At 68.0% G+C, this 14231-nt stretch carries 16 protein-coding genes; 7 read left to right on the top strand and 9 right to left on the bottom strand.

Features of this window, described 5'->3' with window-relative positions:
* Complete coding sequence (locus C8D81_RS16935) at positions 1-591, bottom strand: TetR/AcrR family transcriptional regulator (protein WP_133626443.1); 591 nt, start codon at positions 589-591, stop codon at positions 1-3.
* A 58-nt stretch (positions 592-649) separates the two neighbouring features.
* Between C8D81_RS16935 and C8D81_RS16930 the strand changes: the two genes are divergently transcribed.
* The 3 genes from C8D81_RS16930 to C8D81_RS16920 are packed head-to-tail and all read left to right on the top strand — an operon-like array spanning position 650 to position 3449.
* A complete protein-coding gene (locus tag C8D81_RS16930) occupies positions 650-1132 on the top strand; it encodes a DUF4188 domain-containing protein (RefSeq protein ID WP_094432407.1) in 483 nt (160 codons plus the stop codon).
* Between the two features lie 10 nt (positions 1133-1142).
* Positions 1143-1907, top strand: coding sequence for a 2-keto-4-pentenoate hydratase (locus C8D81_RS16925; protein ID WP_133626442.1), 765 nt, complete (start codon positions 1143-1145; stop codon positions 1905-1907).
* Positions 1908-1913: 6 nt separating this feature from the next.
* Complete coding sequence (locus C8D81_RS16920) at positions 1914-3449, top strand: flavin-containing monooxygenase (protein WP_133626441.1); 1536 nt, start codon at positions 1914-1916, stop codon at positions 3447-3449.
* Here the strand turns inward: C8D81_RS16920 and C8D81_RS16915 are convergent.
* Together C8D81_RS16915 and glmS are read right to left on the bottom strand one after the other, a co-directional pair.
* The gene (locus C8D81_RS16915) at positions 3439-4077 is read right to left on the bottom strand and encodes an IMPACT family protein (RefSeq protein ID WP_094429990.1); all 639 of its coding nucleotides are present in this window, start codon (positions 4075-4077) and stop codon (positions 3439-3441) included. The two genes, C8D81_RS16920 and C8D81_RS16915, sit on opposite strands and share 11 nt — an antisense overlap.
* Before the next feature lie 51 nt (positions 4078-4128).
* Complete coding sequence (glmS, locus tag C8D81_RS16910; RefSeq protein WP_094359823.1) at positions 4129-5973, bottom strand: glutamine--fructose-6-phosphate transaminase (isomerizing); 1845 nt, start codon at positions 5971-5973, stop codon at positions 4129-4131.
* A 46-nt stretch (positions 5974-6019) separates the two neighbouring features.
* On the opposite strand from glmS, the gene coaA reads away from it, so the two are divergent.
* From coaA to C8D81_RS16890, 4 genes are all read left to right on the top strand, one after another.
* Positions 6020-7000: a type I pantothenate kinase gene (coaA, locus tag C8D81_RS16905; protein WP_094360101.1), complete on the top strand. Its 981-nt coding sequence runs from the start codon at positions 6020-6022 to the stop codon at positions 6998-7000.
* 148 nt (positions 7001-7148) lie between these two features.
* Entirely contained in the window at positions 7149-7736 is a 588-nt protein-coding gene (locus C8D81_RS16900; RefSeq protein WP_133626440.1) for a GH-E family nuclease, read from the top strand.
* A gap of 72 nt (positions 7737-7808) precedes the next feature.
* Positions 7809-8234, top strand: coding sequence for a hypothetical protein (locus C8D81_RS16895; RefSeq protein ID WP_133626439.1), 426 nt, complete (start codon positions 7809-7811; stop codon positions 8232-8234).
* Complete coding sequence (locus C8D81_RS16890) at positions 8231-8680, top strand: tetratricopeptide repeat protein (RefSeq protein ID WP_208109361.1); 450 nt, start codon at positions 8231-8233, stop codon at positions 8678-8680. Before C8D81_RS16895 ends, C8D81_RS16890 begins: the two co-directional genes overlap by 4 nt.
* A gap of 129 nt (positions 8681-8809) precedes the next feature.
* Here the strand turns inward: C8D81_RS16890 and C8D81_RS16885 are convergent, their stop codons facing one another.
* The 6 genes from C8D81_RS16885 to C8D81_RS16860 all read right to left on the bottom strand — a co-directional run bounded on the left by C8D81_RS16885 (position 8810) and on the right by C8D81_RS16860 (position 14223).
* Positions 8810-9694: a type IV toxin-antitoxin system AbiEi family antitoxin domain-containing protein gene (locus C8D81_RS16885; RefSeq protein WP_094400035.1), complete on the bottom strand. Its 885-nt coding sequence runs from the start codon at positions 9692-9694 to the stop codon at positions 8810-8812.
* A 96-nt stretch (positions 9695-9790) separates the two neighbouring features.
* Positions 9791-11140, bottom strand: a complete 1350-nt coding sequence (glmM, locus tag C8D81_RS16880) for a phosphoglucosamine mutase (RefSeq protein WP_094359813.1) — start codon at positions 11138-11140, stop codon at positions 9791-9793.
* Positions 11141-11156: 16 nt separating this feature from the next.
* A complete protein-coding gene (gene rpsI, locus C8D81_RS16875) occupies positions 11157-11678 on the bottom strand; it encodes a 30S ribosomal protein S9 (RefSeq protein WP_094359811.1) in 522 nt (173 codons plus the stop codon).
* A 17-nt stretch (positions 11679-11695) separates the two neighbouring features.
* Positions 11696-12139, bottom strand: a complete 444-nt coding sequence (rplM, locus tag C8D81_RS16870) for a 50S ribosomal protein L13 (RefSeq protein ID WP_094359809.1) — start codon at positions 12137-12139, stop codon at positions 11696-11698.
* A 278-nt stretch (positions 12140-12417) separates the two neighbouring features.
* A complete protein-coding gene (locus C8D81_RS16865; protein WP_133626438.1) occupies positions 12418-13683 on the bottom strand; it encodes a citrate synthase in 1266 nt (421 codons plus the stop codon).
* Positions 13684-13812: 129 nt separating this feature from the next.
* On the bottom strand, positions 13813-14223 hold the full coding sequence (locus C8D81_RS16860; protein ID WP_133626437.1) for a YccF domain-containing protein: 411 nt from the start codon (positions 14221-14223) through the stop codon (positions 13813-13815).
* Positions 14224-14231 lie beyond the last annotated feature (8 nt).

Raw genomic sequence — 14231 nt, 5'->3', positions numbered from 1 at the left:
CTACGCCCAACCGCGCTGGGCGGCAGAAAGGCAGGCATCGAAGGTCTGCTCAGCCTGCTGGCCGGCGGCGGCACGGTCCCCCAGTGTGAGTTCCAGGGTGACCAGCCCGTGCACCTGCCCCCACAGCCCGAGCGCGACCACCTCGGGGTCGTGGCCGGGGGCGAGCTGGCCGGCCGCCTGGGCCCGGCGTACCGCCGCGAGCAGGGGTTCCTTGGTCTGCTCGGCCAGCCGCTCGGTCTCCGGGGTGGTGCGCTGCACGCCGGGGCCGAACATCAGCTGGAACAGGTGCGGATTGGCCAGCGCCCAGCGCCGGTAACCGCGGCCCAGGGCGAGCAGTTCCGCGGCCGGGTCGTCACCCGCGGCGACCCCGTGCTGGCTGGCGCCGAAGCTGCGGAAGGCCCGTTCGAAGAGTGCCAGCAGCAGTTGGTCCTTGCCGCCGAACAGCGAGTAGATCGCGGTCGTCGAGGTCTGCGCGTTGTCGGCCAGCCGGCGCAGGCTGAGCCCGTCCGGGCCGTCGGCGGCCACCAGGACCGCGGCCTCGGCGAGCAGCCGATCGGCCAGTCCGGCGTCGTGGGTCCTGGGTCTTGCCATTCACCCAGTCTTGCATAACACTGTTTCGTAACAGCGTTACCAAACCTTGGAGAGCCTGATGCTCAATACCGGCCGCTTCACCCACGAACCCGTCACCGAACCGATCACCGTCTTCCTGATCGGAATGCGCGTCAATCGCTGGTGGAAGCTCGGCAGCACCATCTGGACGATCAGCCAGATGCCGCCGATGCTGCGCGAGCTCGCCCGCGATCCCGAGTCCGGTCTGCTCGGTTTCCACAACTGGTTCGGCCGGACCACCCTGCTGCTCAGCTACTGGCGCAGCCCCGAGCACCTGTTGCGCTATGCCGCGCGCCCGGATGCGAACCATCGTCCGGCCTGGAGCGGTTTCAACCGGCTGATCGGCACCAGCGGGGATGTCGGCATCTGGCACGAGACGTACCAGGTGCAGCCCGGAGCGGTCGAGGGCGTCTATGTGAACATGCCGGACTTCGGGCTGGGCAGTGCGCTCGGCGTGGAGCAGGTGACCAAGGAGACGGCCAGCGCCGCGAGACGCCTCGGCCGGTCCCAGCCGACGACCTAGAGTGCCCCGCATGGATGCTGTGCAGTTGCTGATCGATGCCGAGCGATCCGGTGAGCCGGTCGGCGAGCTCCCGACGGGTGCGGTGCCCAGCTCGCGCCCCGAGGCGTACGCCGCCCAGGCGGCCTGGGCGCGCGGCGAGCGGATCGCCGGGTGGAAGATCGCCGCGACCTCGCTCGCCGGGCAGCGGCACCTGCAGGTGGACGGGCCGCTCGGCGGTTTGACCAGCGAGGCGATGCTGGTGGACCCCGATCGACCCATTTCCCTTGCCGGGAACAGAATGCGGCTGGCGGAGCTGGAGTTCGCGTTCCGGCTCGACCGGGAGCTCGCGCCGCGCGCTGCGGCGTACACCGTCGAGGAAGTGGTCGACGCCGCCGGCGAACTGCTGCTCTCCTGGGAGCTGCCCAGCACCCGGTACGCCGACGTGGCCGCGGTCGGCACCCTGCCGCTGATCCTGGACAACGCCTGCGGGCATCGGCTGGCGCTGCGACCCGCCACCGAGCAGGACTGGAAGAACGCCGACCTGAGCGCCGTCGAGGTCCGCGCGAGCAACAGCAACGGCATCGTGCATCCCGGTCGCAGCAGCAACGCCCTCGGCGACCCGCGGATCGCACTGACCTGGCTGGTCAACGAACTCTCGGCGGCCGGAATCACCGTGCAGGCAGGACAATTCGTGACCACCGGGGTCTGCACCGATCCCCTGCCGATCGCCGGCGGTGAGACCATCACCGGCGACTGGGGCCGCTTCGGCAGCTTCGAGCTGTCGTTCGTGGAGTGACCGGGCGTGGAGAACACCGGTACCGGCCGTGATCGGGTGGACGTGCTCATCGTCGGCGCCGGACTCTCGGGCATCGGCGTCGCGCACTATCTGCAGGATCGCCTGCCCCACAAGGAATATCTGATCCTCGAGGCCCGCGACACCCTCGGCGGCACCTGGGACCTGTTCCGCTATCCGGGGATCCGCTCCGACTCCGACCTGAGCACCTTCAGCTACGAGTTCCGCCCCTGGCAGTCCGATCAGACCATCGCCCCGGCCGGGATGATCCTCGACTATCTGCGCGAGACCGCCGCCGAGGAAGGGATCGATGCCCGCATCCGCTGTTCCCGCCGGGTGACGGAGCTCTCCTGGTCCAGCGCCGAGGGATGCTGGACCGCGCGGGTCCAGCACACCGACACCGGTGACTGGTCCGAGCTGACCGCGAGCTGGGTGTTCTGCGCCGGCGGCTACTACCGCTACGACCAGGCGTACACGCCGAGCTTCGAGGGCACCGAGCGGTTCGAGGGCACGATCGTGCACCCGCAGTTCTGGCCGGAGGATCTCGAGTACGCCGGCAAGCAGATCGTGGTGATCGGCAGCGGGGCCACCGCGATGACCCTGGTTCCGGCACTGGCCGAGACCGCGGGGCACGTGACGATGGTGCAGCGGACCCCCACCTATGTGCTGCCGCTGCCGTCGGTGGACCGTGCCGCGGTGCGCACCCGCCGCCGGTACGCCCCGGATCGGGCGCATGCGATCAACCGCGCCCGCAACATCCGCCGGCAGCGGGTCATCTGGTCGCTGTCCCGTCGGTTTCCCGGCCTGGTCCGCCGATTCATCCGGCGGGTGAACCGGCGCCTGCTGCCCGAGGGGTATCCGGTCGAGGTGGACTTCAACCCGCCCTACGACCCGTGGGACCAGCGGCTGTGCATCGCGCCCGACGGCGACCTGTTCCGCGCGATCCGGGCCGGCAGTGCGTCGATCGTGACCGACCGGGTCCGCACGTTCACCGAGCGCGGGGTGCAATTGGAGAGCGGCCGGGAGCTGGGCGCGGACCTCATCATCACCGCGACCGGACTCGATCTGCAGCTCTTCGGCGGCATCCGGGTGCGCGTCGACGGCAACCCGGTCGATTTCAGCGAACACGTCGCCTACCGCGGCCTGATGCTGAACGACATCCCGAACTTCGCCTACGCGGTGGGCTACACGAATGCGAGCTGGACGCTCAAGATCGGGTTGCTCGGGGAGTACTTCACCCGGCTGCTCGCACACATGGATGCCGAGGGCTGGGCGGTCTGCCGGGCCGAGCTGCCCACCGAGGGGGTGCGTACGCTGCCGCTGCTCGACTTCGGCGCCGGATACGTGCGGCGATCCCTGGCATCCCTGCCACGGCAGGGCGATCGCGGCCCGTGGCGGACCTCGACCGACTACCGCGACGATGTGAAGCTGTTGCGCCATGCGCCGGTGCAGGACGGCTCGCTGCGTTTCGAACCGGCCCGAGCCGCACATCTCGACACGGCCGCCATCGCTCCGCTCCGCTGCGCATGGCGGCCTACTCGATGACCGTGACGGGCAGGTCGACCCAGACCGAACCGGCGGGGATCGGCGCACTCGCTCCGGCGGTGAGTTCGGCGATCCGCGCGGTCAGCGCATCGGGGTCATCGGCGGTCAGCCGCAGCCGGACCGACGCGCCGTAATCGGCGCCGAGGACGGCCACCCCGGCATCGCGCAGCTCGGCCTCGACGCGGCCGGCGTCGGCGTGCGGCAGGTCGAGGTCCAACCGGACCCACTCGACCCGGCGTACCAGCCGCGCACCCTCGAGCGCCGCCCGGACGGCGTCACCGTACGCCCGGGTCAGCCCACCGGTACCGAGCAGGGTGCCGCCGAACCAACGGGTCACCACCGCCACCACATCGGAGAGTTCCTTGCCACGCAGGATTTCCAGCATCGGCGCACCCGCGGTACCGCTGGGTTCGCCGTCGTCGTTGGAGCGCATGATCGCCGGCGCCGGTCCGAGGATGAACGCGGTGCAGTGATGCCGCGCATCGCGATGGGTACGCCGTTGCTCCTCGATCACCGCACGGGCCGCGGCCTCGTCATCGACTCGCCGCACGACCGCGAGGAACCGCGATCGCTTCACCTCGATCTCCGCGGCGGGGGCGGTACCGGCCGCCAGCGTCAGATAGGTCACCTGGTTTCGACTCGCTCGTGCCTCGCTCGCTCAACCGGCGTGGCGCGAATCTCACTCCACCGTGACGGACTTGGCCAGGTTGCGCGGCTGGTCGACGTCGTGGCCGAGCCGGGTGGCGAGCTCGCAGGCGAAGATCTGCAGCGGCACGGTGGCGACCAGCGGCTGCAGCAGGGTCTGCACCTTGGGCAACCCGATCAGCACGTCGGCGTACGGGGCCACCTCGTCGTCCTCGGCCTCGGCGAGCACGATGGTCCGGGCGCCGCGGGCGCGGATCTCCTGGATGTTGGAGACGACCTTGTCGTGCAGCATGTCCCGGCCGCGCGGCGGGACGACCACGAACACCGGCAGGTCCTTGTCGATGACCGCGATCGGGCCGTGCTTCAGCTCACCGGCGGCGAATCCCTCGGCGTGGATGTAGGCGAGCTCCTTCAGCTTCAGCGCACCCTCCAGGGCCACGGGGAAGCCGGCATGTCGGCCGAGGAAGAGCACCGACGGCTGACCGGTGAGTGCCTCGGCCAGGTCGAGCACCGGCTGCTGCTCGTCCAGCACCTGCTGGATCAGCTCCGGCATCTGCTCCAGTTCACCCATCACCTGGGCGATCTCGTCGCCGAACTTGGTGCCCTTCACCTGGGCGAGGTAGAGCCCCAGCAGATAGCAGGCCAGCACCTGGGTGAGGAAGCCCTTGGTGGAGGCGACCCCGATCTCCGGCCCGGCGTGGGTGTAGATCACCGCATCCGACTCGCGCGGGATGGTGGAACCGTTGGTGTTGCAGATCGCCAGCACCTTCGAGCCCTGTTCGCGGGCGTGCCGGATCGCCATCAGCGTGTCGGCGGTCTCCCCGGACTGGGAGATCGCCACGACCAGGGTGTCCGGGCCGACGATCGGGTCGCGGTAACGGAACTCGCTGGCCAGCTCGACCTCGCAGGGCACCCGGGTCCAGTGTTCGATGGCGTACTTGGCCACCATCCCGGCGTAGTGCGCGGTGCCGCAGCCGATGATGACGATCCGGCGGATGCTGCGCAGGTCGGCCTGGGAGATCCGCAGCTCGTCGAGCGCCAACGCACCATCGGGGGCGTACCGGCCGAGGAGGGTGTCCGCGAGCGCCTTGGGCTGCTCGTGGATCTCCTTGCGCATGAACCAGTCGTAGCCGTCCTTCTCGGCGGCCGACAGATCCCAGTCGACGTGGAAGGGGCGTACCTCGGCCGGATTGCCGTCGAAGTCGGTGACGGTCCAGTCGTCGGCGGTGATCACCACCATCTGGTCCTGGCCTAGCTCGATCGCCTCGCGGGTGAACTCGATGAAGGCGGCGACATCGGAGGCGACGAAGTTCTCACCCTCGCCGACGCCGACCACCAGCGGGGAGTTGCGGCGGGCGGCGACCACCCGGGAGGGGTCGCTGGCATCGACCGCGACCAGGGTGAATGCACCCTCCAGCCGGTGGCAGACGCGGCGCATCGCGGTCGGCAGATCGGTACCGCCGTCGACCTCGCGGCCGAGCAGCTGGGCGACCACCTCTGTATCGGTCTCGGAGACCAGTTCGATGTCCTCGGCCAGCAGTTCGGCACGCAGCGCGGCGAAGTTCTCGATGATCCCGTTGTGGATCAGCGCGACCCGGCCGGAGGCGGACAGGTGCGGATGGGCGTTGATGTCGTTGGGGGCGCCGTGGGTGGCCCAGCGGGTGTGCCCGATACCGGTACCGGATTCCGGCAGCGGCTCGGCGGCCAGCGCGGTCTCGAGATTGGTCAGCTTGCCGGCCTTCTTCGCCGAGACGATCTTGTCCTCGGCGACCAGCGCGATCCCGGCGGAGTCATAGCCCCGGTATTCCAGTCGGCGCAGCCCCTCGACGACCACCTCGGTGGCCGACCGGTGACCGACGTAACCCACAATTCCACACATGGGCACGAGCGTACTTGCCCGGTCCACGTACGGCAGAATGCGGAGCATGGCGTCCGACGAAGAGGGCAGATCCGACGGCGGGGTGCGCGAGGAGGTATCAAGTCCCTACGTGCAGATAGCCCGGGCCGATTGGACCGAGATGGCCCCCCGGGTGCCGATGACCGTCGACCAGGGAATGCTCGACGCGCTCCGCGGCCTGGGCGATCCGATCAGCCTGCAGGAGGTCGCGGAGGTCTACCTGCCACTCACCCGGTTGCTCTCCCTCTACGAGCAGCACACCGGTGAGTTGTACGCCTCCACCAACGAGTTCCTGGGGATCAGCAGCCGGCGTACCCCCTTCGTGATCGGCGTCGCCGGCTCGGTCGCGGTCGGCAAGTCGACCACCGCCCGGCTGCTGCAGGCCCTGTTGTCGCGCTGGCCGGAGCACCCGCGGGTCGAGCTGATCACCACCGACGGCTTCCTGCACCCGAATGCCGAACTGCAGCGCCGCGGGCTGATGAACCGCAAGGGCTTCCCCGAGTCCTATGACCAGCGGGCGCTGCAACGCTTCGTGATGGAGGTGAAGTCCGGGCGTCCGGAGGTCAGCGCGCCGGTCTACTCACACCTGGTCTACGACATCGTCCCGGGTGCGCAGGTGACCGTCCGCTCCCCCGACATCCTGATCGTCGAGGGGCTGAACGTGCTGCAACCGGCACGGCAGCGCTCCGACGGCAGGACCGGATTGGCGGTCAGCGACTTCTTCGACTTCTCGGTCTATGTGGACGCCGCCGATGCCGACATCAAACGCTGGTACCTGCAGCGGTTCATGCGGCTGCGGGAGACCGCCTTCCGCGATCCGCGCTCCTACTTCCGCAAGTACGCCGAGCTCAGCGACGAGCAGGCGGTCCAGCTGGCCGGTGACATCTGGGACACCATCAATGGCCCCAACCTGGCGCTGAACATCCGCACCACCCGCTCCCGCGCCACCGCGATCCTGCGCAAGGGTGAGAACCACGAGGTGAAGTGGGTACGCATCCGCAAGGTGTGAAGGGTACGCCGGCTGAGCGAGCGCAGCCGCCCCGGTACGCCGGCTGAGCGAGCGCAGCCGCCCTGGTACGCCGGCTGAGCGAGCGCAGCGAGTCGAAGCCAGCGGGTGACCCCTGCGCTGCCTACCGTGACACCGTGAGAGGGCATCGATGAGCGGCAAGGGCACGGTCGCCAAGACCGCTGGTGGCTTCATCCTGAAGTACGCGGATGACTATCTGCGCATCCCGCGAACCTTCACCAAGGGCGCGAAGAGCGCCGATGAGGTGGCCCGGCGGATCGCGAAGAGCGGGGTGGATCCGAACACCTTCAAGAAGGCCAAGCGACTGCGGGAGAAGTTCCTCGGGAAGACCCCGGGCAAGCTCTCGGACACGGGTCAGAAGGTCTTCAAGCGGATGGCGGAGAAGGGCAAGATTTTCGATGCCCGCGGTCGGCCCATCAATCCAGACAACTACCCCAGCGGTTTGACGCCCAGAGACCTGAACAAGCTGCGAATCCGGGACGCGAACGGCACACTTCGCCCGCTCAAGCAGGCTCACATGGGCCACAACCCTGTCGATGCCGTGGATCACTGGACCACTCGTGGCAGTCGAATGAGCCCGCAGCAGAACCGCGATTGGATGAACGATCCGGCCAACTACGAGTTCGAGTATGGTCCCGACAACATGGCAAGGGGCCGCACCAACTCCAATCGGTATCGCAATGCCGCGCCCTCGCACGACACGGCTGAGATCCCGTGACGGTGCGAGCAGGCTTCGGCAGGTCCGAATTGCGGGCGCTAGTGTGGCGATGCAACGACAAGGAGGAACACCGTGAATCAGCGCAAGCCTCTTCCTGACGAGCTCGATCCCAAACTCGACGAGCTCGAAGCCCGGATGGACAAGGCCATCGATGACGGCGACGGTGAAGCGCTCGCACAGGCTGCGGAGGAAACCTGGAAGATCCTGCCTCGGCCGGTGTTGGAATGGGAGACCCAGGGACTGGTCGGGTGGTGCACCGACTCCCTCGAGGAAATCGGTGAGTGGGATGCGCTCCGCGTGTGGATCCCCCGCTACACCGAGCAGTACGGCCCCGATGATCCCTCCACCCGCATCCTCGTCGGCATCCTCGACTACAACACCGGCAAGAAGGAAGAAGCCCAACGCATCCTCGCCGGCGTACTCGACGAGTTCGGGCCGACGGTCTTCGAAGGACGCAAGGAATATCTCGACGTGGCCAGGAGAGGGCGACCGCAATGAGCGAGGCCCCGGCGGAACTGCCCCAGCACATCGCCGATGAACTGGACGAGGTGGCCGAGGCCGGTACCGATCTGCTCGACGAGGAGGACTGGGACGGCGCACTCGCCCGCTTCCGCGCCGGTCTGGCACTGATCCCCGAGCCCAAGCGGGAGTGGGAGGCCTCGACCTGGTTGAACGCCTCGATCGGTGACGCACACTTCTTCGCGGGCCGGTATGCCGAGGCGCGCGATGCGTTCTACGAGGCATCCCAGTGCCCCGGCGGCCTCGGGAATCCCTATGTGCAGCTGCGATTGGGCGAGACCGAACTCGAACTCGGTCATACCGATGCGGCCGCCAACGCCCTGATCGGGGCCTACATGCAGGAGGGCCGCGAGATCTTCGAGGACGAGGATCCGAAGTACCTCGTGTTCCTGCGCGAGGCCGGGCTGCTCCCCTCGACCGACTAGGTCGCGATCCGCCTTACCTATCGGTAAAACCCCATAATTGGCCCCTCGTTTCTGGGGGCGGCCCGCAAACCCGCATCCGCTCGTCACCACTCACGGACTGGGGTCGAGAAATGTGGTTCTACCGATTGGTCAGCGCTGCTCGATGCCGCGCAACACAGTGGCCACGAAGAGATCCGGGTGCTCGGTGATCATCCGCCAGGTGAACTCGAGGACCAACCAGCCGTCGAGCGTCACCGAGTTCCGCCGCGGATGGTCGTCCTCGAACACCTGGCGCTGACCGTGCCGCTCGAAGCCGTTGATCTCGATCGCGAGCTTCAACTCTGGGAATGCCACATCCAGATAGAACAGCGAGCCATCGACACTCACCGGGAAGTTGGTCCGGAATCCGTCAAGTCCGGCTTCCCGGAGCAACCGGTGTGCCAATCGCTCGGCCTCCGACCACGGCCGATCGCGGGAGTCCTCAAGGATCTGGCGGCGCACCGTGTTGCCCGGCCGGTTCGGATGCGCATGGAAGGCCCGCCACAGTTGCCCCAGCGCCCAGGCCCCGTTCTCCCGGTGTCGGCGCAGCACATCGTCCACCGGTTGCCCACCCAGCTCCGGAATCAGATCCACTGCGGTGAGGAACTGGTTCGTGCAGCTGATCCCACCGGACTGTTGAACCCATTCGGGATCGATCGGGCGCCGGGTCCACACATAACCAGGATGACGTGAGGGCACCCGCCGTCGGGGCGCAGCGACCGTCAGCATCGTCGGCGCCAGTTCAGGCCAGCCCGTGAACATCGCCGCCGAGCGACCGATCAGGACCGCATCCGGTGCGTACCTGCGCATCGCGACCGCGCGGATCAGGGGCTCATCGGCCAACCCGGCCGCGGCATAGCAACCGGGCAGGAGCGGGACCAGATCGCCGGCGCGTACCAACCAGCGCACCGCCTCGCGAAGCCCACCGGCATCCCGAAGCGTGATCACGCCGCCGTGGTCGGCCAGAAGTTGCTGCACCTGCGCCCGCTGCCCCATGCAGCACCATGGGGACCGAGGCGCCGAATCGTTCGGGCTCGCGGCCCGCCCTGTGGAGAACCCGAGCCCGGCGAACGCCTGTGCACAACTCCGCGCTCAGAGCGTCAGGTACTCGCGTACCTTCCCGGCGAGATGGTCGGCGACCTGCTGGGCCCGGTCGTGGCTGTCGGCCTCGACCATCACCCGGACCAACTGTTCCGTGCCCGACGGACGCAGCAGCACCCGCCCGGAGTCCCCCAGATCGCGGGAGGCGGCCTGCACGGCCTGGACCAGGTCGGGGTGGATGCCGGCACGGGACTTGTCCACCCCGGACACGTTCACCAGCACCTGCGGCATCCGGGTCATCACCGACGCCAGCTCGGCCAGCGACTGCCCGGCGACCGCCATCTGGGCCATCAGGTGCAGCCCGGTGAGCACCCCGTCACCGGTGGTGGCGAACTCGCTCATCACCACGTGCCCGGACTGCTCACCGCCGAGGGTGAAGCCGTTGGCCTTCATTGACTCGAGCACGTAGCGGTCGCCGACCTTGGTCTGGTCGACGGTGATGCCGTGCTCGCGCATCGCCCGGACGAAGCCGAGGTTGCTCATCACGGTGGCCACCACGGTGTCGTTGACCAGCTTGCCGGCCTGCTTCATCGCCACCGCGAGGATCGCCAGCACCTGGTCGCCGTCGACGATGTTGCCGGCGGCATCCACCGCCAGGCAGCGATCGGCGTCGCCGTCCAGGCCGATCCCGAGGTCGGCACCGTGTTCCACCACCGCGGCCTGCAGGTCACCCAGATGGGTGGAGCCGGAATCCTTGTTGATGTTCGTACCGTCCGGTGCCGCGTGGATCGCGGTCACCTGCGCACCGGCGTTCTCGAACGCCGCCACGGCGGTGTGGAAGGCCGCACCGTTGGCGCAGTCGACGACCACATGGATGCCGTCCAGGCGTACCCCGGCCAGGCTGCCGACCAGATGCTCGACATACCGCTCGACCAGGTCGTAGTCCGGGCGTACCCGGCCCACATCGGCCCCCACCGGACGCTGCCACTGCTCCCGCATCCGGGACTCGATCGCATCCTCGACGACATCATCGAGCTTCGCCCCACCACGGGAGAAGAACTTGATCCCGTTGTCGGGCATCGGGTTGTGACTGGCCGACAGCATCACGCCGAGCTCGGCGCGGGTGCTGTTGACCAGGTACGCCACCCCCGGCGTGGGGACGACGCCGAGGCGCACCACATCGACCCCGGCGCTGGCCAGGCCGGCGATCACCGCGGCCTCCAGGAATTCCCCGGAGGCGCGCGGGTCGCGGCCCACCAGTGCGATCGGTCGAGCGGCGCGGAAGACCCCGGCCTCGCCCAGCACGTGGGCAGCGGCGACGGACAGGTCCAGCGCGAGTTCCGCGGTCAGGTCGACATTCGCCCGACCGCGGACTCCATCGGTACCAAACAGGCGGCCCAAGGCAGCGCTCCGCCGATCAGCGCTTGCTGTACTGCGGCGCCTTGCGGGCCTTCTTCAGGCCAGCCTTCTTGCGTTCCTTGATCCGCGCATCGCGGGTCAGCATGCCAGCCTTCTTCAGCGACGGGCGGGACGCCTCGGCGTCCACCGCGTTCAGGGCGCGGGCCACGCCGAGCCGCAGCGCACCGGCCTGGCCGGTGATGCCGCCGCCGTGGATGCGGGCGATCACGTCGTAGGAGCCGTCGACCTGGGCGGTCGCGAAGGGCTCGGAGACGATCTGCTGGTGCACCTTGTTCGGGAAGTAGTCATCCAGCGCGCGGCCGTTGATGGTCCACTGGCCCGACCCGGGGACGATCCGGACACGGGCGATGGCCTCCTTGCGGCGGCCGGTGGCCTGGCCGGGGGCGACCACGGCGGGGCGCTCGGTGGCCTGCGCGGCGGACGCGGCGCCGGCCTCGGAGCGGTAGCTGATCTCGCGCTCGCCCTCGGTGAACGGGGTGACGCCGTCGAGGGTCTCGTTCTCGGTGGTGTTCTCAGACATCTGCGGTTCTCCCGGGTTCACTGGGCGATCTGGGTGATCTGGTACGGCTGCGGCTGCTGGGCGGTGTGCGGGTGCTCCGGACCGGCGTACACCTTGAGCTTCTTCATCAGCTTCCGGCTCAGCTTGTTCTTGGGCATCATGCCCCAGACCGCGAGCTCGACGGCCTTGCGCGGATCGTGATCCAGCAGTTCGCCGTAGGGGGTCTGCTTGAGGCCACCCGGGCGACCGGAGTGCCGGTAGGCCATCTTGTCGGTGCGCTTGTGGCCCGACAGCGAGATCTTGGAGGCGTTGACGACGACCACGAAATCGCCACCGTCGACATGCGGGGCGAAGGTCGGCTTGTGCTTGCCGCGCAGCAGGGTGGCGGCGGTGGTGGCGAGGCGACCCAGCACCACGTCGGAGGCGTCGATGACGACCCAGTTGCGGTCGACCTCGCCGGGCTTGGGGCTGTACGTGGACACGTAGAACCTTCTTCGTTCGGGCTGATTTCTCAGCGGCTGGCTGTTCAGCACCCGGTGCCCTGGCCTCGACGGCACGAGATCGCGCCGGAGACGGCACCGCATCTCGAAACCAGAGTTTCGGACAGACGAAGGGATTCGCGGCGAATCCCTCCCGTTTGCGACCGAGCGCAACAGCAGATGAATGTACGCCCCCGAGGGCGCTTCGGGCAAATCGACCGGGTACGCAGACGGGCCGCCTCCCTGCCGGGAGACGGCCCTTCTCGCTCGGACAGCCGAGGTCAGTCCTTCTTGGCGTAGTCCCGTTCGGTCTCGCCGATGTAGACCTGCCGCGGGCGGCCGATCTTGTTGTCGGGGTCGACCATCATCTCGCGCCACTGCGCGATCCAGCCGGGCAGCCGGCCGAGCGCGAAGAGCACGGTGAAGTAGTTCATCGGGAAGCCGAACGCGGCATAGATCAGACCGGTGTAGAAGTCGACGTTCGGGTAGAGCTTGCGGGACTTGAAGTAGTCGTCGTTGAGGGCGACCTCCTCCAGGCCCTTGGCGATGTCCAGCAGCTCGTTGTCGGTGTCGGCGAGGATCTCGTCGGTGTGTTTCTTGACGATGGCCGCACGCGGGTCGTAGTTCTTGTAGACCCGGTGGCCGAAGCCCATCAGCTTGACCCCGTCCTCCTTGTTCTTCACCTTCTCCATGAAGGTCGCGGTGTCGTTGTCCGACTCGTGGATGGCACTGAGCATCTCCAGCACCGCCTGGTTGGCGCCGCCGTGCCGCGGGCCCCAGAGCGCGTTCACACCGGCCGCGATCGAGGCGAAGACGTTGGTGTCCGCGGAGCCGACCAGCCGCACGGTGGAGGTGGAACAGTTCTGCTCGTGCTCGGCGTGCAGCACCAGCAGGGTGTCCATCGCCTTGACCTGCTTCTCATCGACCGCGTCGCCGAAGCACATGTGCAGGAAGTTCTCGACGTAGCCGAGCTTCGGGTCGACCTCGATGAAGTCCTGGTTGGTGACATAGCGGAAGATGTACGCCGCCAGCGTCGGCACCTGCGCCATCAGGCGTACCGTCGCCTCCTCGACCTGCTGCTCGTCGCGCACCGCGACGGCGTCCTGGTTGTAGGACTCGAGCACCATGATGCCGGCGGACAGGATCGCCATCGGGTGGGTGTCCCGCGGGAAGGCCTTGAAAAGGTTCTTCACCTCCGGGTCGATCTCGCGCTGGGCCAGGATCTTGTCGGTGAAGTCCTTCAGCTCGGCGGAGGTCGGCAACTCGCCCTTGATGACCAGCCAGGCCACCTCGAGGAAGTTGGACTGCTCGGCCAGCTGGTCGATCGGGTAGCCGCGGTAGCGCAGGATGCCCGCGTCGCCGTCGATGTAGGTGATCGCCGAACGGCAGGACGCCGTGTTGGTGAAGCCGGGATCGAGGGTGGTGTTCCCGGTGGTCTTCATCAGAGCGGCGATGCCATAGCCGCTGTTGCCCTCGGTGGCCGGGGTGACCGGCAGCTCGACACGGAACTCGCCGTCCTGGAGCACCGCAACGTCGTCGTTCGACATATTTCTCCCTTGGTGTATGGCTCTTCGCGGCTTACCCTAACGTCCCCCGAGACCTGCTCGTGACCACGTGCCGGGCGATGGATCGCCAGGAAGCCTCGCAGACCGGCCACCCACCGGGTGACCGACTGGTCAGATTGAGATGAGCGGCACACTCCCCGGCGGCACGCTGCGCGAGTCGACGATGTCCTTGCCGAACGGGAAGCAGGTGATCGGGATCATCTTCACGTTCGCGATGGCCAGCGGGATGCCGATGATCGTCACCGCCTGCGCGATGGCGGTGGTGATGTGGGTGGCCGCGATCCAGAGGCCGGCCACGACGAACCAGATCAGGTTCGCGATCGCGGAACCGGTTCCCGCGCCCCGCTTGATCACCACGGTCCGCCCGAACGGCCAGAGCGCATAGGACGCCATCCGGAAGGAGGCGATGCCCATCGGGATGGTGATGATGAACACACAGGCGATCAGACCGAACAGGAAGTAGCTCAGCGACAGCCAGATGCCCCCGGTGATCAGCCAGATCAGATTCAGCAGTGTCTTCATGCCTCCAT

The sequence above is a fragment of the Enemella evansiae genome (genome assembly GCF_004362375.1).
Lineage (GTDB): Bacteria > Actinomycetota > Actinomycetes > Propionibacteriales > Propionibacteriaceae > Enemella > Enemella evansiae.
Note: the sequence above shows the minus strand (reverse complement) of the source record. Positions and strands in the feature narration are given on the sequence as shown.

Excerpts from the sequence above, each read along its gene's own strand:
- C8D81_RS16935 (WP_133626443.1), bottom strand. The coding sequence starts at position 591 with ATGGCAAGACCCAGGACCCACGACGCCGGACTGGCCGATCGGCTGCTC.
- C8D81_RS16930 (WP_094432407.1), top strand. The coding sequence starts at position 650 with ATGCTCAATACCGGCCGCTTCACCCACGAACCCGTCACCGAACCGATC.
- C8D81_RS16925 (WP_133626442.1), top strand. The coding sequence starts at position 1,143 with ATGGATGCTGTGCAGTTGCTGATCGATGCCGAGCGATCCGGTGAGCCG.
- glmS (WP_094359823.1), bottom strand. The coding sequence starts at position 5,973 with ATGTGTGGAATTGTGGGTTACGTCGGTCACCGGTCGGCCACCGAGGTG.
- coaA (WP_094360101.1), top strand. The coding sequence starts at position 6,020 with ATGGCGTCCGACGAAGAGGGCAGATCCGACGGCGGGGTGCGCGAGGAG.
- C8D81_RS16900 (WP_133626440.1), top strand. The coding sequence starts at position 7,149 with ATGAGCGGCAAGGGCACGGTCGCCAAGACCGCTGGTGGCTTCATCCTG.
- C8D81_RS16890 (WP_208109361.1), top strand. The coding sequence starts at position 8,231 with ATGAGCGAGGCCCCGGCGGAACTGCCCCAGCACATCGCCGATGAACTG.
- C8D81_RS16885 (WP_094400035.1), bottom strand. The coding sequence starts at position 9,694 with ATGGGGCAGCGGGCGCAGGTGCAGCAACTTCTGGCCGACCACGGCGGC.
- rpsI (WP_094359811.1), bottom strand. The coding sequence starts at position 11,678 with ATGTCTGAGAACACCACCGAGAACGAGACCCTCGACGGCGTCACCCCG.
- C8D81_RS16865 (WP_133626438.1), bottom strand. The coding sequence starts at position 13,683 with ATGTCGAACGACGACGTTGCGGTGCTCCAGGACGGCGAGTTCCGTGTC.
- C8D81_RS16860 (WP_133626437.1), bottom strand. The coding sequence starts at position 14,223 with ATGAAGACACTGCTGAATCTGATCTGGCTGATCACCGGGGGCATCTGG.